The 22576-nt window shown below is 43.4% G+C and carries 18 protein-coding genes; 6 read left to right on the top strand and 12 right to left on the bottom strand.

The features are described 5' to 3' along the window. Positions 1-227 precede the first annotated feature (227 nt). The 6 genes from aroB to pilM all read right to left on the bottom strand — a co-directional run bounded on the left by aroB (position 228) and on the right by pilM (position 5316). Positions 228-1325, bottom strand: coding sequence for a 3-dehydroquinate synthase (gene aroB / locus Xets_RS05465; protein ID WP_099131859.1), 1098 nt, complete (start codon positions 1323-1325; stop codon positions 228-230). A 45-nt stretch (positions 1326-1370) separates the two neighbouring features. Beyond that, on the bottom strand, positions 1371-1892 hold the full coding sequence (gene aroK / locus Xets_RS05460; protein WP_038237472.1) for a shikimate kinase AroK: 522 nt from the start codon (positions 1890-1892) through the stop codon (positions 1371-1373). Between the two features lie 443 nt (positions 1893-2335). Next, positions 2336-3394 (bottom strand): secretin N-terminal domain-containing protein, encoded by a 1059-nt coding sequence (locus Xets_RS05455; RefSeq protein ID WP_099131858.1) that lies wholly within the window; start codon positions 3392-3394, stop codon positions 2336-2338. After that, positions 3391-3930 (bottom strand): hypothetical protein, encoded by a 540-nt coding sequence (locus tag Xets_RS05450; protein ID WP_099131857.1) that lies wholly within the window; start codon positions 3928-3930, stop codon positions 3391-3393. The genes Xets_RS05455 and Xets_RS05450 overlap by 4 nt, the downstream gene beginning before the upstream one ends. Continuing rightward, positions 3920-4471 carry a PilN domain-containing protein gene (locus Xets_RS05445; RefSeq protein ID WP_099131856.1) on the bottom strand — a complete coding sequence of 184 codons (552 nt, stop codon included), beginning with the start codon at positions 4469-4471 and terminating at the stop codon, positions 3920-3922. Before Xets_RS05445 ends, Xets_RS05450 begins: the two co-directional genes overlap by 11 nt. Beyond that, on the bottom strand, positions 4468-5316 hold the full coding sequence (gene pilM, locus Xets_RS05440) for a pilus assembly protein PilM (RefSeq protein WP_187651291.1): 849 nt from the start codon (positions 5314-5316) through the stop codon (positions 4468-4470). The genes Xets_RS05445 and pilM overlap by 4 nt, the downstream gene beginning before the upstream one ends. A gap of 222 nt (positions 5317-5538) precedes the next feature. Between pilM and mrcA the strand changes: the two genes are divergently transcribed. Beyond that, the gene (gene mrcA, locus Xets_RS05435) at positions 5539-8070 is read left to right on the top strand and encodes a peptidoglycan glycosyltransferase/peptidoglycan DD-transpeptidase MrcA (protein WP_187651290.1); all 2532 of its coding nucleotides are present in this window, start codon (positions 5539-5541) and stop codon (positions 8068-8070) included. Positions 8071-8393: 323 nt separating this feature from the next. Here the strand turns inward: mrcA and nudE are convergent, their stop codons facing one another. Further along, a complete protein-coding gene (gene nudE / locus Xets_RS05430) occupies positions 8394-8945 on the bottom strand; it encodes an ADP compounds hydrolase NudE (RefSeq protein ID WP_099131853.1) in 552 nt (183 codons plus the stop codon). Positions 8946-9305: 360 nt separating this feature from the next. On the opposite strand from nudE, the gene Xets_RS05425 reads away from it, so the two are divergent. The 4 genes from Xets_RS05425 to pckA all read left to right on the top strand — a co-directional run bounded on the left by Xets_RS05425 (position 9306) and on the right by pckA (position 14578). Next, on the top strand, positions 9306-11411 hold the full coding sequence (locus Xets_RS05425; protein ID WP_187651289.1) for an IgaA/UmoB family intracellular growth attenuator: 2106 nt from the start codon (positions 9306-9308) through the stop codon (positions 11409-11411). Beyond that, positions 11392-11811, top strand: coding sequence for a ribosome-associated heat shock protein Hsp15 (hslR, locus tag Xets_RS05420; RefSeq protein WP_187651288.1), 420 nt, complete (start codon positions 11392-11394; stop codon positions 11809-11811). Before Xets_RS05425 ends, hslR begins: the two co-directional genes overlap by 20 nt. Before the next feature lie 81 nt (positions 11812-11892). Continuing rightward, entirely contained in the window at positions 11893-12768 is an 876-nt protein-coding gene (gene hslO, locus Xets_RS05415; RefSeq protein ID WP_099131850.1) for an Hsp33 family molecular chaperone HslO, read from the top strand. A gap of 190 nt (positions 12769-12958) precedes the next feature. Then, entirely contained in the window at positions 12959-14578 is a 1620-nt protein-coding gene (pckA, locus tag Xets_RS05410) for a phosphoenolpyruvate carboxykinase (ATP) (RefSeq protein ID WP_187651287.1), read from the top strand. A 66-nt stretch (positions 14579-14644) separates the two neighbouring features. Here the strand turns inward: pckA and Xets_RS05405 are convergent, their stop codons facing one another. From Xets_RS05405 to Xets_RS05385, 5 genes are all read right to left on the bottom strand, one after another. Next, positions 14645-15340 carry a pirin family protein gene (locus Xets_RS05405; protein ID WP_187651286.1) on the bottom strand — a complete coding sequence of 232 codons (696 nt, stop codon included), beginning with the start codon at positions 15338-15340 and terminating at the stop codon, positions 14645-14647. A gap of 315 nt (positions 15341-15655) precedes the next feature. Next, complete coding sequence (locus tag Xets_RS05400; protein WP_099131847.1) at positions 15656-16585, bottom strand: GNAT family N-acetyltransferase; 930 nt, start codon at positions 16583-16585, stop codon at positions 15656-15658. A gap of 10 nt (positions 16586-16595) precedes the next feature. Continuing rightward, complete coding sequence (locus Xets_RS05395) at positions 16596-17840, bottom strand: phenylacetate--CoA ligase family protein (protein ID WP_099131846.1); 1245 nt, start codon at positions 17838-17840, stop codon at positions 16596-16598. A 15-nt stretch (positions 17841-17855) separates the two neighbouring features. Continuing rightward, a complete protein-coding gene (locus tag Xets_RS05390) occupies positions 17856-20291 on the bottom strand; it encodes an acyl-CoA reductase (protein ID WP_187651285.1) in 2436 nt (811 codons plus the stop codon). Between the two features lies 1 nt (position 20292). Continuing rightward, on the bottom strand, positions 20293-21423 hold the full coding sequence (locus Xets_RS05385) for an acyl-protein synthase (RefSeq protein ID WP_099131844.1): 1131 nt from the start codon (positions 21421-21423) through the stop codon (positions 20293-20295). Positions 21424-22115: 692 nt separating this feature from the next. Between Xets_RS05385 and Xets_RS05380 the strand changes: the two genes are divergently transcribed. After that, positions 22116-22478, top strand: coding sequence for an Ail/Lom family outer membrane beta-barrel protein (locus tag Xets_RS05380; protein WP_187651284.1), 363 nt, complete (start codon positions 22116-22118; stop codon positions 22476-22478). Positions 22479-22576 lie beyond the last annotated feature (98 nt).

Raw genomic sequence — 22576 nt, 5'->3', positions numbered from 1 at the left:
GTTATTGAAGAGGTTTGGCAGTCTGACCTAACTAAAACTGATGATGCTTTATTTGATAATCTAGCTATTGTATAGCATAACAGCTAGAGGATAATTCATCATTCAGCTTTTATTATCAGCGCAAATTTTGCCATATCCAGAAATTCCCTTCATCCTCCGAATTGCAGCCTGGCAGTAAAATTCACTGCCAGAGCAATAAGTTGGAATTAATTAGAGAGTAAGTATATCTAGCGGAGGGAGAACTGAGATAGACGAACGGCATCCAATATAACTTTTTTCCCAATATCAGAACGAAGTTTTGCTTTCCCAATGGCTGTTGGTAGTACCAGATGCAGTTTCCCGGCAGAAACTTTTTTGTCACGCATCATATGAGGTAAATAGGCATCAGGGGACATTGCTTCAGGACCATTGATAGGTAATCTTGCTCGTTCCAGCAGGCGGATGATACGTTGGGTATCCTGTTTTGAGAATGTGCCGACAAGTTCAGATGCTCTGGCCGCCATCACCATACCCGCAGCAACAGCATGACCATGCAGCCAGACACCATAACCCATTTCAGCCTCAATCGCATGTCCAAAAGTATGACCGAGGTTTAACAGTGCCCGCATTCCACTGCGTTCTTGTTCATCAGCTGCAACAACCAACGCCTTGAGTTCGCAGCAACGACGGATGCAATAAGCCATTGCCTGACTGTCGAGAGCCAGTAATTTCTCAATATTCTCTTCAAGCCAGCTAAAGAATTCGCCATCCAGAATAATGCCGTATTTAATCACTTCAGCCAGACCTGAATATAATTCTTGAGCAGGTAATGTTTTCAGGCAATTGAGATCGACAACAACCGAAGCTGGCTGGTAGAAAGCGCCTATCATATTTTTGCCGAGAGGGTGGTTGACTCCTGTTTTTCCACCGACGGAAGAGTCAACCTGAGAGAGCAGCGTGGTGGGTACTTGGATGAAACGAACACCGCGTTGATAGCTAGCCGCGGCAAACCCCGTCATATCACCGATTACACCACCACCAAGGGCGATAAGCGTTGTGTCACGACCATGATTATTTTCCAGCAAGGCGGAAAAAATGTCATTGAGCACAAAAAGTGATTTGTGCTGTTCACCGTCAGGCAAGATAACTTCATTTACCCGAAGATCCATTCTCTGCAATGTGGATTTCACCTGTTCGAGATACAGGGGAGCAAGCGTCTCATTGGTCACTATCATGACCTGTTGACCCGCTTGCAGGGGCTTGAATGCCTCACTGTCAGAAAATAGCCCTTCGGCTATGGTAATTGGATAGCTTCTTTCACCTAACGTAACAGTCACTTGTTCCATATCAGCTTTCGCCTTATCGTTTGCCGCTGTGCGGACGCGCTATAATCAGTTTTTTTCCAGTAGTTCAATGATTTGGTTAGCGACGACTTTGGCGCTTTGCTCATCTGTGCGAATAGTCACGTCAGCAATTTCCTCATAAAGAGGATTGCGCTCATCAGCCAAATTCTCTAAAACTTCTCGTGCTGGTGCATCAACTTGAAGTAAAGGGCGTTTTTTATCGCGCTGGGTACGAGCCAACTGTTTTTCGATGGTTGTTTCTAAATAGACGACCACACCACGGGCAGACAGGCGATTGCGGGTTTCTTTTGATTTAACAGAACCCCCTCCAGTAGCCAATACGATGCCTTGTTTTTCAGTCAGTTCGTTAATTATTTTTTCTTCGCGATCGCGGAAGCCTTCTTCGCCTTCCACATCAAATACCCAGCCCACGTCAGCTCCGGTACGTCGCTCAATTTCTTGATCAGAGTCGTAAAACTCCATATTGAGTTGCTGAGCTAACTGACGACCAATAGTGCTTTTGCCGGCACCCATAGGCCCAACCAGAAAGATATTGCGTTTCTCTGCCATGTTTTTGGTATTACTAAGACTGTTTGTTAATGATAACCCGCCCCGCCAATCAGATTAGCCACGGGACCTAAACTGAAACCTCATGAGTGATAATGTGAGATCAGATAGGAAAATTATCTCAGCACATCAGCCTGTATTGCAACTATATAAATTTCGCACGAGCTGAATCATCGGGTTCATGCTTTTGCTGGCCGATTGAGAGCCTATTGTATCTACCTTCCATCCTACAACTTGCTGTTTTGCTGCAATTTGCCATCTATTGGGTATAAGCTCTTGCTTGCGATATTAGATCTGCTCACTCAATTAGTTAATCCTTGTATGCTAAATTACTCTCAGCGTCAAATCCATAAACAGGCCAGACCAAGAAAAACGGTAGGTGTTTTGACAGAAAAAACATAATTACGTTATTAATGGATTGATTTTTATATTATATTTTTCATTGATTAAATATCGGTCAGTTGAGGTGTAATAAAAATTACGAGTTCCCGGCGGCTATGTTGCTCTCCTTTTTGGTTAAATAATGCCCCCAATAGGGGCAGATCTGACAAATAAGGAACTTTTTGTAAACTTGCGGTTTTTTTCTGTTGGAAGATCCCTCCGAGAATCAAGGTCTCCCCATTTCTAATTGTAACTTGGGTTATTATCTCTTGTTTATCGATGGACAAATTTTCATTTCCTCCCTGGTTGATGGGAAAACCGGGCGCATTCTGACTAATTTTCAGTGCGAGCCGGATTTTCCCCTGCCTTAAAATATGGGGAGTAACTTCCATGCCCAATACCGCCTCTTTAAATTGAACGGTAGTTTTGTCCTTGTCCTGAACAATATAGGGAATATCAGAACCTTGCTTGATACTGGCTGTTTGCTGATGTGAAGCTGTTAGTCGTGGGCTGGCAATGATATCAAGCTGGTTTTCCTGCTCTAGTGCACTGAGTTCCAGCTCTAGTAAGTTTGCATGAATGCGGGCGGTATTCAGTACCAACCTATGGCGCTGATTGCCAGCGGGTTGATGTAGATTTAAGCGGTTTAGACCTATTGATTGATTATGTGGATCGGCGTTTACTCCCCAATGAATCCCCAATTCATGCAGGGCTTCCTGACTGCTGGTAACAATATGGGCAGTGATCTGTACTTGTTGCTGTGGGGTATCGACTTCTTTCAGCCAGTTTTTAATACGGGTAATGGCATCAAATTTATCTTCCAGGATCAGGCTGTTGGTTAAGGGATCGTGTTCAACCTTTCCCCATTTTGTCAGTAGTGCAGGATGATTTTTCTGTAATTGTTCTGCCACTTGCCCTGCGTCGGCGTATTGCAAAGTAATTGCCTGATATTCGATCTCTTGTTCTTGCTCATTTTGTTCTGCCGGAGAAAAGTCAGTTGCATTCTCTATTATCGGAGGCTGGAACGGATCTCTTATTGGCATTTCAAAATTTGGCTCTTCTCCGGTAAAACCAAATAGGGGGAATAAGAGACAGATTAGGAGAAGCAAAGGATGGCGGTTCATGATTTCTCCTCATCTGAAAAAACCATGTGAACCGTTAGGTTATCATCGGCAGGTGTAATTGTGATGTGCTTAATTAATAACGGTGGTTGCAATTTTTGAATTTCATTCAAGAAATGGAGAAATTGGCCGTAATTTAGCGACAGCATGATATGCCAGAAAACGTGTTCGTTTTCTTTGTGGATTTTCCATTCCATTAGCTGACTACCGGAGTGGGTTAGTGGTGTATGCAGTCGTTTGAGTATGGTCGTATTATTTTTTGAGGATGAAAGATGGCCGTTTTGAGCAAGGCTTGTAGTCATATGCTGGATCTGCTGTTGAGTTTCAGGCAGAGATGGCAGTTCAGCAAGTTTTTGCCGGGATAGAACCGCATTGTGTTGCTGCTGCTTAATATTGCTCTGGAGAGCGTGAATCTCATACCGATTTTTCTGCCAGACTAAAAAATAGAACCCCAACAGTAGTGAGATGATGAGCAATTGTTGCAAGACAAGCTGTTGCCAGACGGGCCGATAAAACCATTCAAGATAATTATTTCTCATCGGATTCCCCCATCAACCAATTTGCATCAATGGTAAAAACCTTGAAATGATCTTCTGTCGTGGTCATTTTTCTTAGCTGTACATTGTTAAGCGAAGTATCGTCAGTCAGGTTATCCAACAAATTGGAGATATCTGTATAGTTTTGACTGCGGGCGGTAAAAATTAATTGTCCACTGTCGTCACTAAATGCAGTCAGCCAACTATTCTCTGGTAATAAATGAGGAAGTTGACGAAATAGTTGTAAATAACGTTGATTCTGTTCCATGAATATGCGTTTTTTCCGTAATTGTTGTGACAATTGTTGGTGCTGTTGCACGGCTTGGTCTGTTGCACTGATAGTTTGTTGTAATTGAGCCAATTGGTGAGTCATTTCCGTTAATTGTTCGCGATATTGTCTAATCTGGTTTGTTTGTAGCGTAGAAATAAACACCAATATTGCTGTCCACAACGTAAGTTGTAAGCAAAGTAGTGCTCCCCATGTTTGGCACTGGCGTTTGAGCCTTTTCTGCCGCCAGGGTAAAAAATTGACTTGATGCATCATTGATCACTCGGCCTGAGCGCTAAACCTGCGGCAATAATGAACGCATTCGTTTTATCTGGCAGTGGGGGATGATAATGACGGAACGCCATTAAGAGTTGCCAAATATTGGCCGATTTTGTTGATACTGATATCGCTTTTACTGATGTCGATTGCTCTTCATCGCTGTAATAAATTGCATAATTTTCTGTTCCTGGAGTCATGGGGAGCTGGTTGATGACCTGGACCAGATGGGAATCCGGTTGTGAAGTTATCAGGCCATAACCGAAAGGTCGGTTAGCAGGGGCTACCCATAGCCAGTCTGTCATACGTTTGTGAACTAACCAACTGTCGTCAGGCACTCCCGCAAGTTTGGCGACATAACGCAATGCACAGGGTGCAATATCAATGGAATCGAGAGATAAATTGATCTCAGCGAACAGATTCAGCCAGAGGTTGAGATCTTTTTGACGGGTTGCACTAATGCAAATCTGCTGACCATGAACACGATAATCCAACGCCAGATCACTGGCAGGAAATTGTTTTTCAGCATTGGCGTGCACAAACCAGCCAAGTTCCGGCTCCTGTAAAGCAGTATGGTCAGGTAAGGCGATCTGGCGCTGTAAGGTTTGCTGAACAGGGAGGGCTAATCTTAAGCTAAGATTCTTAGGTAATATTTTTCGCCATTGCATTAAAATGTGGAATAATTTTTCAGGATCTTGTAACCGCCCTCCTGAAATAATCTCGCTGGATAAGTGATATTGCCAGCAATGTCGAAGTTGCCAACCGTCACGGCGTTTAATGGCGGCAAGAGCGCGAATGTAATGATCTTGGACATCCAGTCCGATATACCATTTAGGTGGATACATATAGAGATCTCCTTATCTACTATCAACGAAAACATCAAATTAATGAAAACCTAATGAGACATGAAAGCGGGACTGGTAAAGGTGATATCTATTATTTGTACATATGGTTATTGTACATATAGTGTTGTACAACCCTTATACTAATCCCTTTATACTAAGCCTTTTATACTACGTACTGATCGTTTATAAACTGCCCGATTAACATGGCGTGAGAAATTTCAGGTGAAGTTCATAAAGTATTTTTTGATCCTTATTGTTGTTTGCATTTTATTGGGAGCTGCCTCGATTTTTGGTTTGTACAAATATATCGAGCCACAGCTTCCTGATGTTGCGACGCTAAAGGATGTCCGGTTACAAACACCTATGCAGGTGTTCAGTGCTGATGGCGAATTAATAGCCCAATATGGTGAAAAACGCCGTTTACCCCTTACCTTGTCAGAAATACCTCCCCTAATGGAGAAAGCTTTTATTGCCACGGAAGATAGCCGTTTTTATGAACACCACGGTGTTGATCCCATCGGGGTGATCCGCGCTGTTTCTGTGGTAATGACTTCCGGTCATGCTTCCCAAGGGGCGAGTACCATCACTCAGCAGCTTGCGAGAAACTTTTTTCTTAGCCGAGAGAAAACTTTGATACGTAAAGCGAAAGAGGCATTTCTGGCGATTAAGATCGAACAATTATTAACTAAGGATGAAATCCTGGAGTTGTATCTCAACAAGATCTATCTTGGCTATCGCGCTTATGGTGTTGGCGCTGCGGCTCATGTCTATTTTGGCAAGAGCGTCAACGAGTTGACATTGGGTGAAATGGCGATGATTGCCGGTTTGCCGAAAGCGCCTTCAACGTTTAACCCACTTTATTCTTATGATCGGGCGATCAGCCGCCGCAATGTGGTACTGGGAAGAATGCTGGAAGAGGGATATATCACTCGGCGTCAGTATGATGAAGCCAGAGAAGAAAAATTGGTTGCCCGTTATCACGCTCCACAAATTATTTTTTCTGCGCCTTATCTGACTGAAATGGCTCGCCAGGAAATGATCAATCGTTATGGTGAAAATGCCTATACAGATGGTTATAAGGTCTATACCACTATCACGCGCAAATCTCAGTTAGCGGCTGTAAACGCGGTGCGTTCCAATGTGATTGATTATGATGTCCGTCACGGTTACCGCGGCCCCCAGGAAGTGTTATGGAAAGCCAATCAGCCGGTATGGAGTCAAACGCAGATTATCGATAAGCTGAAAACCTTGCCCAAATATGGCCCTCTGGTGCCGGCCATTGTGACGAGCTCCAGCACTCACCAGGCACAAGTTATGCTGGTGGATGGCAACAAAGTTGAGTTGACAATGGCAGGCGTGCGCTGGGCACGTCCATTTAAAACTGACAGCTTACAAGGCGCTGTACCACATAGTGTCAATGAAGTCATTCGAGCAGGCGAACAAATTTGGATCAGAAAAGTCAATGATATGTGGTGGTTGGCTCAACTTCCCGACGTTAATGCGGCGTTGGTCTCCATCAATCCGATGAATGGTGCGATAGAAGCGTTGGTCGGTGGGTTTGATTTTGAATTGAGTAAATTTAACCGTGTGACACAATCGTTGCGTCAGGTCGGTTCCAATATCAAGCCATTCCTGTATACCGCTGCAATGGACAAAGGGCTGACGTTGGCTTCATTGCTGAATGATGCGCCAATCAGCCGTTGGGATGCCGGAGCCGGGACGGATTGGCGTCCGAAAAACTCACCACCGACTTACGATGGGCCAATTCGCTTGCGTCAGGGGTTAGGGCAATCCAAGAACGTAGTGATGGTTCGTGCCATGCGTGCAATGGGGGTTGATTACGCTGCTGATTACCTGAAGCGTTTCGGTTTACCGGGTGAAAATGTTGTACGTACAGAATCTTTAGCACTGGGTTCCCCTTCATTTACCCCGCTACAGTTAGTACGCGGTTATGCCGTGATGGCAAATGGTGGTTACCTGGTTGATCCTTACTTCATCAGCAAAATTGAAAATGATGAGGGGAAGGTACTGTTTGAAGCGAAACCTAAAATTGCTTGTCCACAATGTGAAAACATTCCGGTGATTTATGGTGAAACAGCTCGTTCCATTGAATTGTCTGAAGACTCCATTGAGAACGTGGCTCATTCTGATGTTCCGCAAAATCCAGCTTTACCGCCTCAACCGGAGTTAGAGAGCGTATCGGGAAATGTTAATGTGGATGATCAACAGTATGCTCCTCACGTTATTAGTACACCGTTGGCGTTCCTTATTCATGATGCCTTGAATACCAATATCTTTGGTGAGCCGGGTTGGATGGGAACGGGCTGGCGGGCTGCCCGTGATTTGAAGCGCCGTGATATTGGTGGCAAAACTGGGACGACCAACAGCTCAAAAGATGCGTGGTTCTCCGGTTATGGCCCAGATATGGTGGCAACAGCTTGGATTGGTTTCGATGAACATAGCAGAAGTTTGGGGCGTACTCCGGCATTAAAAGGGGAAGGTGGCGCGAAAACAGCTCAACCAATTTGGGATGATTTTATGAAAACTGCGTTGGCAGGTGTTCCTGAGAAAGTTATGGAACCCCCTGCCGGCATTGTTTCTGTCACGATTGATCGGGCTACAGGTAAGTTATCTAATGGTGGTAGCAATACCCGTAAAGAGTATTTCATTGATGGCACTCAGCCGACGGAATATGCCGTACCAGATGTGGGTACAACAGTCACTGAGAATGGTGAAAGTCGTGAACTATTCTGATTGATCTTCCTGCAATCAAAATAACGGAAATAAAAAGGCTTTGTCAGGGAACTGGCGGGGCCTTTTGTTATTTACTGGGGAAGATGATTATGATGATGCGAATTAATTTTGAAGGTGTAGTTAATTTGTGTATTTATTATTTTTAATAAACTGAGTTATTTTTCATAAATATCATTAAAATTATTACATGTATCAAATTAAACCTTACTCTATTTAGGTGTTTATTTTTTATCTCCGTATTTCACCTAAAACGAGTATAAAATTGGTATTGGGATATCAATTGCATACCCGTTTTTAAGGAATGCATTAATTAATGTTTCCCATTATTTTTTTGCTTGCAGGTATCGTTGAGCAAAAAATAGGGCGCTGACATTTCTGGCTTCGTTGAAATCGGGATGCTCCAATAGTGACATCATGTCAGAGATTGGCCAGCGTTTCTGCACTAGTGGTTCGGGTTCATCTCCTTTCAGACATTCTGGATAAAGATCATGAGCAATCATGATATTCATCTTGCTGGAAAAATAGGACGGTGCCATCGTCAATTTCGTCAACAGTTCCAATTTTCCTGCGCCGAAACCAATTTCTTCCTTCAATTCACGATTGGCAGCTTCAAAAATACTCTCGCCAGCATCAATGGCACCTTTTGGAAAACCTAATTCATATTGTTCGATACCAACGGCATATTCGTGAATCAGAACTAATTCATCCCCGATAACTGGAATAATTAGAACTGCTTCACGATTTGCCGGTTTCATTCGTTCATAAACTCGTTTTACACCATTACTGAATTCAAGATCAACAGATTGAATATTGAATAAGCGTGAGTGGGCAACGTCATTTATATTCAGTATCTTAGGTTTTTTTAGATCAATCATGCTTGCCCCTGATGGTTGTCATATACCGGATAATTGAAAATAATAATGCGCCAAATAACTTAAATATTACTGTATTTTTTAAGTGTTGTGATGAAATGGTTACGCATTCAAGCTTTGCTTTAATATGGCGGATTATGTTAGTAAATGATAGCGATTATCGCTTGAATGTATTTTTGTTGCTATCTTACTCACTCTTGCAAAAAAGACGTTAATTTATGGAAAGGTATGAGAAAAATTATATAACCTTTTGTAAATAAAATTAAAAATAGAAGACAAGAATAGGAATAGCCTGATTTTGGGTGTTTCATGAGATTGTTATTCTGCTGATCTCTGTACTGCTGTTATGAGCATGGGGAAAAAATGAACTCATTGGTCATTATATTGGCTATTTTTATCATTAGCCTGATTATAATGGCTTCCTTTCTGATTTTCAGATGGAGGCGGCTTGGTAACGCGTGTTATCTACAGTCAATGGCTAAGACTGCCAGCCGTAAACTGGATACTGATGAATACCAAGCCATAGAATCTTACTTGCGAAACGCCCGTCTTCTGATGAAACCGAATAGTAGACACAGGGCTGATTATCCGGTACTCCCTGTTAAACATGATGATGTTTATACCATCACGCATCCTATTAGCCGTTTTTCTGCTGCAACGGATGGGGAGCACCATTGGCGCTACTATCTTGGTGAAACAGAAATACATTTGCCTGTGTTGTTTGAGCCATTTATCAAACAGCGGAATACGATTGATATTGTTCGAACCTCATCAATACCGCTTGTCATCGCGGTTAATGGTCACTTTTTGCAAGATTATCAGCAAGATCTGTTCATCACGAGAGTAACGGTAAAAACCGAACATGCCTCCATTCAAAAAAATGGTAATTCGAGTGCTAAATTACTGCATATCCGCAAGGAGACATTAGAAGAATATCGTTTGCGGAAATCAACGGGCATTCAGGGAAGCGTCCTGATGTGTGTTGGTTTATCACTGTGGTTTGTGGCTCTTTTTGTGCCCATTCCGATGTTGCCGTGGTTAATGCTGGTGGCGTTTTTGTTTATTCTAGGCGGTTTTTGGTCACATTTTCGATTGCCCTCTAGTCGAAAATTAGCCAATATCCATTGTTTCAATGGCATTCCGAAACGATGGGGAATATTTAGCGAGTTTGAGCCGGAGCAAAGAAAGAATATCTCTCTGGGCGGTATTGATCTGGTTTATCCCGTACATTGGGAGCCTTATATTTCCCATGATCTTGATCAGAATACCGATATTGATATTTACACCAACTGCGATGTTGTGCGGCAGGGGTGCTATCTCTCTTTGCATGAAGAAGAGAAGCACTATCCTTATCAGCGTAGTAGAAAGAATGTGATGTTGGTGGCTTTCTCTGTATTTGTCATGCTGTTGCTTTACTTTTATCAACCGGTGAACTTATCCATGCGGCTTAGTTTTGCCTGGTTATATGGCAGTAATACCAAGGTCATTACCAGCTTCCATGAGCTACAAAATATGCCGTTGAAGGAAGGGGATGTATTAAAGGTCAAAGGTGTTGGGATGTGCTATGTTCCCCCCAATATCATGCCCAAAGCGAATATTACAATATTCGCACCATTTGATTGTGTGGGTATCTATTGGAATAGTGAAATTCCATTACCTATGCTGGAATCTGAAGTTGTCGAAAGTGCTTCAGCACTGATTACAGCGGTTGGTGAGCAATTACATCCAGTTGAACGTAAAAGTAATCCTAGCCTGAACGCAGCCATTGCCAAATCTGGCATGACCATGCTGGACAATTTTTCACAAATCATTTTGAAAACACAAAAGTTGTGCCAGAACGATGCTGATTGTGGCCGTTTGAAAAATGCATTGGTCAATTTGGGAAATGCCAAAAGTTGGGACAAACTGTTAAAAGCCGCTGAAAGCGGCAAGCTGGACGGAACTAAGGTATTGTTGCGTTCTATCAGTGCCGATGCGTTGGAAAAACTGGTTGATTCCACTACCGCATCATTTATCTATCGGGAGATCGATAAAATGGTCATTCTTATAAACAGTCCATCTCCGGGAGGCGTTTTATTGCTGAGTGATGAGGGGAAAACCTTAGTTGAATACCCGATGCGGACACAATACATATACGAACACTCAGCTTTAGATCGATGGCGGGAATTACAGGGGCTTTTAGAGCTGTTGATGAAGACACCATTTGAAACGGAGGGAATTGTGACAAAATTGTCAGAAGATCCCAACGGGACTCGTCATATCGTGTTGCACCGTGAACCGGATTCCACGTCGATTATTCGTTATCTGGGAGGTTGTTTGCTACTGATGATCTTGTTGGTAACGTTGATCATCAACGTCATATTGATTATCAAGAAAAAGCAGAAAAACCGGCGGCGTCTCCAACATATCACCCAGTACTACGATAGCTGTTTTAATAAGAGAAATATCCATGCAGAATTCAGACACTGATCAGGCTGTTCGCCTTGATAAATGGCTGTGGGCTGGTCGTTTTTATAAAACCCGTTCCATTGCGCGTGAAATGATTGAAGGGGGAAAAGTTCATTATAATGGGCAACGGAGTAAGCCGAGTAAGTTGGTTGAATTGAATGCAGAGATTAAACTGCGTCAGGGAAATGATGAAAAAACGGTGATCGTCTTGGCATTGTGCAGTCACAGACGGAGTGCTACCGAAGCCCAGCAGCTTTATCAGGAAACGGCAAAAAGTATTATCAATAGGGAAAAAATGGCATTGGCTCGTAAAATGAATGCACTCACGATGCCACATCCCGATCGCCGTCCAGACAAAAAAGAACGGCGTACACTGATAAAATTCAAGAACGCAAAATTAAATGAGTCGGGAGATACTTAATCGATTTTAAGCTGTATCCAATAAAAATAGGCAACTTGAAAGACGAAGAGTACAACCGTCTCAGTGAAATGAGAGAGATTTATGACCAAGTATGACCAATTACACCGCTTTTTATTTGAAAGCCATTCTGTCAGAGGGGAACTTGTTTCCGTTAGTGAAACTTACCAACGGATGCTTGAGAATCATCATTTCCCCCAACCGGTACAGCAGCTATTGGGTGAATTGTTGGTCGCAACCAGCCTGTTGACAGCCACCTTAAAATTCAATGGCGATATCACGGTACAGATACAGGGGGATGGGCCGGTCAAACTGGCGGTAATTAATGGTAACAACCTGCAACAGATGCGTGGTACGGCCCGTATTGATGGTGAAGTGAATGCCGCAAGTAGCCTGCGTGATATGGTCGGTAATGGTTATATGGTCATCACTGTGACACCAACAGAAGGTGAGCGTTATCAAGGCGTTGTGGCACTGGAAGGCAATACATTGGCAGAGTGTCTGGATGCGTACTTCAAACAGTCAGAGCAGTTGCCAACTCGCCTGTTTATCCGTACTGGTATGCAGGATGGAAAAATAGCAGCAGGTGGCATGTTATTGCAAATCTTGCCTGGGGCACAAGAAGGCAGCGAAGATATGCTTGACCATTTGGTGCAACTGACTGCAACCATTAAGGGAGAAGAGCTGTTTACGCTGGATGCGAAAGAGATTTTGCATCGCCTTTATCATGAAGAAGATGTCACGCTATATGAACCTCAGCAAGTGGAATTCCGTTGCACCTGCTCCCAGCAACGTTGTGCTGATACGCTGGTGACGTTATCAGAAGCTGATCTTCAGGAAATTTTGCACAACGATGGCAAAATCGACATGCAATGTGAATTTTGTGGCATGCACTATGTTTTCGACGAGAAAGATATCAACGAAATAAAGGCTGCAAAAAAGAGCGGTTGCACTGATTAGCAATGAACTCTTATAGGGCGTTATACACGCCCTTTTTTATACGAATAATTCTGCCATTCCGTGCCCTGTGTCTCATATAAACTTAAAAAAAGTAATGTGATTTCAATTTTTTGATAACAATCGCTGTTAATTAGTCATAATTATTTATTATCCCCCACAGAGATAAAGTATAACCGACCAGGAGCAACAAATGAGCGTTACAGGCATTACTGAGCAGGAACTTGCGGTTTATGGTATTCACGGTGTTAGTGAAATTGTTTATAACCCAAGTTATGAACTGTTATTCTCTGAAGAAACTCAACCCTCGTTAAAAGGGTATGAGCGCGGCACATTGACTAACCTTGGTGCTGTCGCGGTAGATACAGGTATTTTCACGGGGCGCTCTCCGAAAGATAAATATATTGTCCGCGATGATATTACCCGCGACACCGTATGGTGGGCTGATCAGGGCAAAGGAAAGAACGACAATAAACCGCTCAGTCAGGAAACCTGGTCTCATCTAAAAGGTTTGGTTACTCAGCAGCTTTCAGGCAAACGTTTGTTTGTGGTTGATGCTTTTTGCGGAGCCAATGCGGATACGCGTTTGAAAGTGCGTTTTATTACTGAAGTGGCGTGGCAGGCACATTTTGTGAAAAATATGTTTATCCGCCCGTCAGACGAAGAATTAGTTGGCTTCACACCTGATTTTATTGTGATGAACGGAGCTAAATGCACCAACCCTCAATGGAAAGAGCAGGGGCTGAATTCTGAAAACTTTGTTGCTTTTAACCTGACAGAGCGTATGCAGTTAATCGGTGGTACTTGGTACGGTGGTGAAATGAAAAAAGGGATGTTCTCGATGATGAACTACCTGTTACCACTAAAAGGTATTGCCTCTATGCACTGTTCCGCCAACGTGGGTGAAGCGGGAGATGTCGCTATTTTCTTCGGTCTTTCTGGAACAGGGAAAACCACACTTTCCACTGATCCGAAACGTAAGTTAATCGGTGATGATGAACATGGCTGGGACGATGATGGCGTGTTTAACTTTGAAGGTGGTTGCTACGCGAAAACTATCAATTTGTCCAAAGAGGCTGAGCCGGATATCTATCACGCCATTCGCCGTGATGCCCTGTTGGAAAACGTCACTGTACTGGCGGATGGTACGGTTGATTTCAATGATGGTTCTAAAACAGAAAATACCCGTGCTTCTTATCCGATTTACCATATTGAAAATATCGTTAAACCGATCTCAAAAGCAGGGCATGCGACCAAGGTTATTTTCCTGACCGCAGATGCTTTCGGTGTACTGCCTCCGGTTTCCCGCTTAACTCCAGAACAAACCCAATATCATTTCCTGTCTGGCTTCACGGCAAAATTGGCAGGAACTGAACGTGGTGTGACGGAACCTACACCAACTTTCTCTGCTTGCTTTGGGGCGGCATTCCTGTCACTGCATCCGACGCAATATGCGGAAGTCCTGGTTAAACGTATGCAATTATCGGGTGCGAAAGCCTATCTGGTCAATACAGGTTGGAATGGCACGGGTAAACGTATTTCCATCAAAGATACCCGTGCGATTATTGATGCGATTCTTAATGGTGACATTGAAGAGGCGGATACCATTCAACTGCCGATTTTTGATCTGGCCGTACCAACGACATTGCCGGGCGTAGATACCAACATTTTGGACCCACGCAATACCTATGCCGATAAATCTGAATGGGATGTGAAGGCAAAAGATCTGGCCCAACGTTTTATCAATAACTTTGATAAATATACTGACACCGCTGCGGGTGCTGCATTGGTGAAAGTTGGCCCTAAGCTGTAATGTAATTTAAGTTTTCAATGAAAGAACTCTATTCGGTTGGGTAGAGTTCTTTTTCGGTACTCAACATCAGTTGGATGGTAAATCAAACAGTAGGATTTCACTTTCTTGATTTGCAGTTAGCCGAAGTTGGGACTCATCCCAAATAGCAACACCATCGCTGGTGGTAGCCCGAATTCCATTGATCATTACTTCACCACGAACAACCTGAATCCAGATGTTGCGTGCTTTTTCCATGTCATATTCACCATTTTCACCATTTCTTAATGCCCAACGCCATAATGTCATATCCTGAAAAACTTTTAGGGAACCAGCACGGGCATCAGGAGAAAGAATTAATTGGCGACTTTCGGTCGTATCAAAGTGGTGTTGTTCATAACGAGGAGTGAGTCCTGTTTTTTCCGGTATGATCCAGATCTGGTAAAGATGCAGTTGGCTATCATGCTGTGGGTTATATTCTGAGTGACGGATACCCGTTCCTGCACTCATAATCTGGAATTCTCCCGCAGACACTCTCCCTTTGTTCTCCATACTGTCTTGATGCTCCACCGTTCCAGACAGCACATAAGTCAATATTTCCATATCATTGTGAGGATGCATGCCGAATCCCTGTCCAGCATCAATCACATCCTCGTTAATAACCCTGAGAGCAGAAAATCCCATGAAATTTGCATCATAATAGTTGGCGAATGAAAAAGTATGCCAACTGTCCAGCCAGCCGTGATTGGCATGACCCCGTTCTGAAGCTTGGCGTAAGTAGATCATTGCAAAATCCCTCAAATTTTTTTTGTAGTCTAGTTGAAGGAGTGAAATAGAAAAGACGGGAAATTTAATCTAAATATTCAAAATTTTTGAATAAAAATAAGACAATATCAGGGTAAAAAAAAAGCCAACATAAAGTTGGCCTATAAAGTAAACACTGGAAGCAATGTGAGCAATGTCGTACTTTCACATGGACCCTGAAGGTGGTGCACTGAAAGTGCTAAGAATGATAATCGTTCTCAATATCATTTGTAAAGTGTTTTTTTAAGCAAATTTGAGGTATTGCTTAAGATTCGTGTTGTGATGTTAGTTGTGATGTCAGCTCACCCCCAATTCCATCTGATAGAGATGTTGAGTGCCCATATCATGAAATTGATAGGGTGTTAATTGGTAGCCTCGTAGCCACAGTAAAAACCACCCATCATGCGTGTCCGGGCAAAGCCCGGCGAATCGAAATCCGCCTTTTTTCAGCAATGAGCATAACCCCAGAGCTTCTTCACATGCAGGCAGTTTCAAATAGATTAACTGTCCAGAAGGAAGATCGATGATCTCCGATAAAAAGTCAGCATGAACCTCGTATAGTGTGATTTCCAAACGTCGACCGGATTTTTTAATGCTAAATGGCTCAGAGATCATGGAACGCCGATACATTAATGGTGCATTTAGGGGTGATTCACCAACATATTGACTGACTTGGGCGACCCAGCCTTGCCAAGGTTGGGGCCAGTTCAGTTTAGGTAATGGCAATGATTTAAATGGCAAAATGCCCTGCACAATACTTTCGGGTTCTGGCAAACCAAATGGCGAATCAACATAATCCAGCATCAGCGCCGTAGAATAGAAACCCAAATTTTGGGCGATGTACTGGCTTTTAGGGTGTGAGCATACCTGTTTCATCGTCAATAAATTATAACCTTGCTCTTTCGCATAGCCGCATAAATAACTGCCCAGAGACTTAGCCACACCATAACCTTGAAAATCAGGATACACAGCAATCAGCGCCAACTCTGCCTGACTTTTCTGTACCGTATCTTTAACCAGAGAAGCATGACCAATAAGCAAACCTTGGTGGAATGCCAAGGCGGAGTACCATTGCCCTGTAGTTTGGTGCTCATTGATAAGCTTTGGTAGATAGATATCAGGATAGACATATGAATCACCGTAAACCTCACGGAATAGTTGGCTGATCTTTTTATCATCCCCTGGCTGATAGCTGCGGATCTGAATGGCGGATTGGAAGATAGTCATCGATTCAACCTTAGTTATAACGACGTAGATCCACAACTCGCTGCAATTTTCCTGATCGTGGGTGCGTAGACATGCTATCGATATTAGTTTGCACGATCTCCAGTATATTTTGATGTATGCAAGCCTCTTCCAGACCCGGAAAGGCGGCCATAACCCGATGGCGTATTCTGTCGATATCTACAGGTTGCAGGCTTGCTACCAACAATCGGAGCTGATCTTGCCCTGCCTTCTGACTTAGCTCCAATTGCCAGGCCAAAAGCTCTGTTTGTTGTGATAGTTGTGTCGCTAAATCGTCAGGGAATAATGACAGAGTGCCAAATCGTACACGATAACCTTGATTAGCACGTCCTTGCAGAGCGAATTTACGGCCTGGTTGTTCTGGCTCGCACCAGCAAGCCATATCACCAGTAGGATAGCGGATCACAGGCATAAGTTGTCGTTGCAGGTTAGTGACAACTAATAAACCACGTTTCCCTGGCACAGTAATGGGCCGATGAGTTATTTCATCGACGATTTCGATAATCGTGTCGTCAGAAAATACGCGATGCTCTCCCTGTTTGCAGTCGGGATCAGCAAAGCCAATCAAACCGGCATCAACACTGGCACAACCGATTGAACCTAAACGGGCGTGAGGAAAAACTTGTTGTATGATAGCGACCTGTGGATCAAACAAACTTTCTCCACCATAGAGAATGGTCTCCACCATCGGTAATGTTTGCCCCATTTCTTTCAAATAGTGAGCCAGGCGGATTAACTGCACAGGTACACCTGCCAGAACATTGATATTGTGAAGGCGGATATTGTTAATCAGCAATTCATCTTCCACCTTACAGGTGAAAGGAAATTCCAATATAGGGATTGGTGCATTCGATAATGCGCCGTGGATAAATATAAAGCTGGTATAAAGATCGCCAGCAAAAAACAGGTTAGCCACCCGATCCCCGGTTTTTAATTGGCGGGCAATGCCTTGGCCAAAGGAATTAATAAATGCTTTCCACTCTTGCTGACTGAAAACCGACAACCGTCCATCGCTGGTTGAGCCACCTGTTTTAAACACATGACCGCCTTCCAGTGGTGCAGTCAGCACCGGCCATGTTGGTAAATTAGTTGAATGTGCCCAGTAATGACTGGGTTCCACGAGTGGTAAATCTTCCAAAACCCAATTATTGGGAATGGATTTATAGAGTTCTCGGTAATAAGCTGAATGCTCGCGTGCATGATGGAGCAAATCAGTCAATGTCGTTTTGGTCATCATCTTAATTTTACTCAATTAATATTTACGCAAGTCGATGAATAATGGTGTTTTTCCACTATGTTCATTGCGGTGAAACTCTGCACTTGAAGTGGAAATAACGTCTAAGTTCAGCAGGTTTCCTTCAACAACTTCGGCAATTTTGGGGTCTTTCAATAAGTTTTGGCGCACAGTGAGGAGATCGGCATGATCAACCAATAGCTGAATGCTATCGATACCATCACTGTTATGGTCGATTACCCATTGCACGGGTAATGCCAATTGTTCAGACAAATTAGCCAGATTGAAAAAAATACTGCCTACCCGTAACAGGGAACCATGGCGCTCTTTAAGTCGGAAACGTGGTGAAGTCAGACCACAAGAACAAGGTTGATTAATCCAGCAACCGAGATCCCCTAAATCGTAGCGTTGGACGGGTTGTGCCTCACGGTGGCGGGAAGTGAATACCAGACGACCCGTTTCACCCTTTGCCACGGGTTGATCATTCTCTATATTGAGAATTTCCAGCCATTGAGTATCAGCCATTAAATGGAAAATACCATCCTCGCCGGCTGCGCACGCATGACCCATTGGCCCAGCGTCGACTGAACCGTAAATTGTTGAACGTATCAGGGTAACGCCAAAATTGGTCAGGAAATTTCGCTGGTTTATATTGAGGTGTTCGCCACCCAGTAATAGCTTACGAATGCCGCCATATTGACGTAGTTTGGTTTCTTCATTTAGAAATAGCCGATGCATCGTGCTTGGCATACCTACCAGCGTATTAATGCGTTGATGTACGATAAAATCAGCGATTTCCCTAAAGTCATTATCAGTAGGGCCACCCATTGGATATTGTGTCACTCCCAATTTATCCAGAATGGTGAAGAAGCTCATCATGCCACCGTACAACTTCCCGCCATACAACAGGTTCATGACGCGATCGGTTGCAGGTTCAAGCCCTGAGGCGAATACGCCATCGGCTGCGGCCAGCATCTGCCTGTGGTAATCATGGTAGCTATAAGCCGCCAGCTTAGGCGTACCACTACTACCGCCACTGCGAAAAAACAGACGAGCCTTATCATTAGGAACCAGCGCCTGAAAATCTGCCTTATTCATGACTGGCAGATTTTCTAATCCGCTTGGACGTGGTGGAGGTACATCAAGATGGGCGCAACCTGCCATTAAATCAGGCGCAAGGCTGACAGATACTCGCTTGGTAAGGCGTGATAGTGCGTAGACTCCATCGTGTGGTTCACCATGATAGCCGTCATGCATCTGTCCCGCCGGCGTGATACGGTTGACACCTGCAGCAAACAGGGCATGACTTATTTCGGTAATATGCTCTTGGTGGGTAATCAACGCACAGCTTTGCAGATAGTTACGCCAGGGCAGCAAAATAGCGCACAGATGCTGACGTGGAGCAGGGCGTATCTGCAATGTACGGAACAAAGGAGACGCTGCTAATTCTTCTTCGTGTCGCCATATCACTCGCCAGTCGTCGGCTTGCCATATTTCACCGCGTACCTGTGTAAACGCAAAATCGAGTTGTTGGAAAGCCGTTTGAGTCGTAATTTCAGCGGATTCCTGAATATCAGGGGTCAGGGCTGGATGTAGTCCGGTACGGCGTTGCAGCGCGGCTGCCATGCGTTGTCCAATATGTTGTAAAACTTCAGGATCATCGCTATCGACCAGCAAACATTGTGGGCTGGAACAGGCTTGTTGGTCATAACGACAGATGTCATCAGCTAATGCATCCAATTGGGTATCATCGGCGGCATCAGGGCTTAACCAGGCAATACTGATACGGTGCCCCCAATCTATCCAGCGGCAACCTGCGGGGAGTTGAGCACGAATGGATGTCAGGGAAGAATCGTTTCCCCAAGCAGAAACCGCATCAGCCTGGCTGAACAGCTCAGTCAATTGTGTCACTGGCAACGGTAAGACTGCTACCCGAGCAGCTAAATCACCTGAAATATCATGAGCCAAAAATTCTGCCAGCAGTTGTGCACTAAACCCGTTATCGCTGCTGCTTGGACGTAACCAGTTAATATTACCCACCAGCAAACTCTCTATTACGGCCATAAAGGGCAGAAGTTCAGCATTGGAAGGTGTAATATGGACGACCAAGCCTAATGGCTTCCAGGTCTCGTATCGGTTCTGGTTATAATCGAATCGACGCAGTGAAAAAGGGTTTTGCCCAAGTTCCCGCTCCAGTTTGGCTTCCAGGGCTTCACGTTGGCAAAAAGCGCTAAGTGATTCTCGGGTTTGGGCATCAAACAATGGGTGTTCACCCAGATTGGCAAGATATTCGGCAAAGCGTTGTGCGCAATCAAGTACCTGCTCAGAAGTATGGGGGTGTGCCAACAGATCAGGTAAACACTCATGCAATTTCGCGATTTCTTGCCCTGCCAATTGCTCTGAAGACATCGGATTATTCATCATTTTTACGGAAACGGTATTTACGGAAGACATATCAATATCTCTTAATCAATTCTGAAGCGGCAATCGCACAACTACGGCTTTTGCTAGTGCCAGCGCGGCCAAGCAGTTCAAACCAATCTGTTTCAAGTTCACAACCACAGCTTTCACCGTAATGCAGTACAGCCAGATCACTTGTAACGATGCTATGGGCTGGGCAGGAAGTGATATAAGGTGATGTAAGATGCAGAAATCCTGGTTCCCCATAGGGTTGGCAGGTTAAATTTTGGGTGTGGCGTACATAAGCACGGGCATAGACCGGAACATGAAAATTATGGTGAGAACATTCAACATAAGGGACTGGGTGTTCAACGGAACCATAACCATCGCGGCAGCGAATATCTGGGATACCCAATTGCTCGGTTATCCGTTGGTACAGTTCTTTTTTAGGAATGGATTGATCGGCATGTGTTTTCCAGCCCCCACCGAGGAAAACCAGCGATTCAGGATGTAATTCTAGTGCTGGCAGCCCCATCTTCTCCATCCTTTGCAGGGTGAACCACAAAAAGGCAGGAAAACCGAAAATCCGAACTGGCAATCCTTCCTGAGCGAATTGCTGGAGTGCTGTAATAGTACCGAAAGGATCGAATTCATTACCTTGTCCGTTATGGCGCAAAGCATAATAAGCCCGATTTACCGGAGCATATTTACACAGGAATTGATCGGTGTAGGCTGTACCCAGTGTGACGGCACCAGCGGGTTCGTAGCTAAGCAGCAGGTAGTTACAGAGTTGATTAGGAGTATTCCAGCCATAATAGTCAAAAATACAGTCCACCATATGCTGGGCAGCCGCAATACTTACAGCATCATAGCGCATACGGCTTTTTTGTCCGGTGGTTCCAGAGGAAGTCAGTTCCAGCGCATCGTGTGCACTATCGCTGAGTATTAGGTTACGTTTGAAATAATTGGCAAATAGCAAAGGCAGATTTGACCAATCATCCAGTGCCATTAGTGCTTGTTTATCCAAGCCATGATCTGACAGCCATTGCTTGTAACCAGGGGTATGTGCGCAGTGATATAGCGTCAGTTCACACATGGCGTTATTAAATAGTGCATCATATTCGGTACAAGCACGGTAAGGATGTGTGATAGCACACAGTGCTTTGACGTGAGGTAAGTTTTGCATATCAGTACTCATTCTTCAGTAACAGCTACAAAGGATTATTAATTAAAATTTATTAATTAATTTTTTATTCTTAGGTTGGGTGTAATAATTAATTTGACGTCTATTTTAATTTAATATTTGGGCGTTGTTGGAGGATGATATGTTGGATCTGACAGTGGTATTTTTTTTGAAAATAGTGATATTGCGTATAATGATAAATGTTTTTTTACCGTATTACAGTTAATGTCAGTCCTGCGTTTGCGGAGCACATTATTTCAAACCAAATGATAGCAATCAAACTTTTTTTCTAATGTTTTGTTTTTAATTCAATCATTATTTAATACATCTATCTTATAATTTATTATTATGTGTGACGGAGTTAAGTTTCTTTTGGTGTGTGAATGGATTAGGAAAAACACCTATTTTAGAGATAATTTAAGAAATTAAAGCGAATTTTATATTCAAAAAGAGTCTGGCTTTGCCATATGGAAAATTAAAAGTAAATATACCATCAATTGGGGATTATTTGTGTCTCAATTCGTAAAATTCAGTCAGCAATATTATAAAAATATCATCATAACATGCGGTGTAAAAGATAATAATAAATTGTGATTATTTTATATGAATTATTTTTATGGGTTATATTTTACGTTGTATTTTTTCGAAATTTAAGTATATTTCTATGCGATTTATACAACAAAGAGATACTTATAATGAAAAAAGCTCTATTGACTTCAGCGATCGTTGCTGGGTTATCTATTTCTTCATTGACAGCGCATGCAAGTGGTAAACACACCATTTCATTAGGCTACGCCCAAACCGATATAAAGGCACAAATTGAGGGAAGTGAACCAAATATGAAGGATCTGGATAAGGATCCAAGAGGTCTCAACCTGAAATACCGTTATGAGATTAATGATAATTGGGGCTTTATCAGCTCGGTCACACAAACCAAGCTAGAAATTAACTACTATCATCCTCATAATCGACAGTTATCAGTTGGTAATGGGGACATTACTTATAGATCATTGATGGCTGGTCCGACATATCGCTTCAATGAATATGTCAGCGCCTAGGTCGTGACTCCAATGGTTAGATTGTCCTATAAAGAATAGTATTCCCGTTCGATGAAAGTCCCTATCACTTTATCGTGCATCTCCTCTGATTTGGAATA

The organism is Xenorhabdus sp. TS4, assembly GCF_014467265.1.
Lineage (GTDB): Bacteria > Pseudomonadota > Gammaproteobacteria > Enterobacterales > Enterobacteriaceae > Xenorhabdus > Xenorhabdus ehlersii.
This window is presented reverse-complemented; position numbering and strand designations above follow the sequence as displayed.

What these genes read in the sequence shown, in the direction of transcription:
- Xets_RS05385 (WP_099131844.1), bottom strand. Translation starts at nt 21,423, where the DNA reads ATGCAAAACTTACCTCACGTCAAAGCACTGTGTGCTATCACACATCCT.
- Xets_RS05390 (WP_187651285.1), bottom strand. Translation starts at nt 20,291, where the DNA reads ATGTCTTCCGTAAATACCGTTTCCGTAAAAATGATGAATAATCCGATG.
- Xets_RS05450 (WP_099131857.1), bottom strand. Translation starts at nt 3,930, where the DNA reads ATGAGAAATAATTATCTTGAATGGTTTTATCGGCCCGTCTGGCAACAG.
- Xets_RS05425 (WP_187651289.1), top strand. Translation starts at nt 9,306, where the DNA reads ATGAACTCATTGGTCATTATATTGGCTATTTTTATCATTAGCCTGATT.
- hslO (WP_099131850.1), top strand. Translation starts at nt 11,893, where the DNA reads ATGACCAAGTATGACCAATTACACCGCTTTTTATTTGAAAGCCATTCT.
- pilM (WP_187651291.1), bottom strand. Translation starts at nt 5,316, where the DNA reads ATGTATCCACCTAAATGGTATATCGGACTGGATGTCCAAGATCATTAC.
- Xets_RS05455 (WP_099131858.1), bottom strand. Translation starts at nt 3,394, where the DNA reads ATGAACCGCCATCCTTTGCTTCTCCTAATCTGTCTCTTATTCCCCCTA.
- hslR (WP_187651288.1), top strand. Translation starts at nt 11,392, where the DNA reads ATGCAGAATTCAGACACTGATCAGGCTGTTCGCCTTGATAAATGGCTG.
- nudE (WP_099131853.1), bottom strand. Translation starts at nt 8,945, where the DNA reads ATGATTGATCTAAAAAAACCTAAGATACTGAATATAAATGACGTTGCC.
- aroK (WP_038237472.1), bottom strand. Translation starts at nt 1,892, where the DNA reads ATGGCAGAGAAACGCAATATCTTTCTGGTTGGGCCTATGGGTGCCGGC.
- Xets_RS05445 (WP_099131856.1), bottom strand. Translation starts at nt 4,471, where the DNA reads ATGATGCATCAAGTCAATTTTTTACCCTGGCGGCAGAAAAGGCTCAAA.
- aroB (WP_099131859.1), bottom strand. Translation starts at nt 1,325, where the DNA reads ATGGAACAAGTGACTGTTACGTTAGGTGAAAGAAGCTATCCAATTACC.
- Xets_RS05380 (WP_187651284.1), top strand. Translation starts at nt 22,116, where the DNA reads ATGAAAAAAGCTCTATTGACTTCAGCGATCGTTGCTGGGTTATCTATT.
- Xets_RS05405 (WP_187651286.1), bottom strand. Translation starts at nt 15,340, where the DNA reads ATGATCTACTTACGCCAAGCTTCAGAACGGGGTCATGCCAATCACGGC.
- pckA (WP_187651287.1), top strand. Translation starts at nt 12,959, where the DNA reads ATGAGCGTTACAGGCATTACTGAGCAGGAACTTGCGGTTTATGGTATT.
- Xets_RS05395 (WP_099131846.1), bottom strand. Translation starts at nt 17,840, where the DNA reads ATGATGACCAAAACGACATTGACTGATTTGCTCCATCATGCACGCGAG.
- Xets_RS05400 (WP_099131847.1), bottom strand. Translation starts at nt 16,585, where the DNA reads ATGACTATCTTCCAATCCGCCATTCAGATCCGCAGCTATCAGCCAGGG.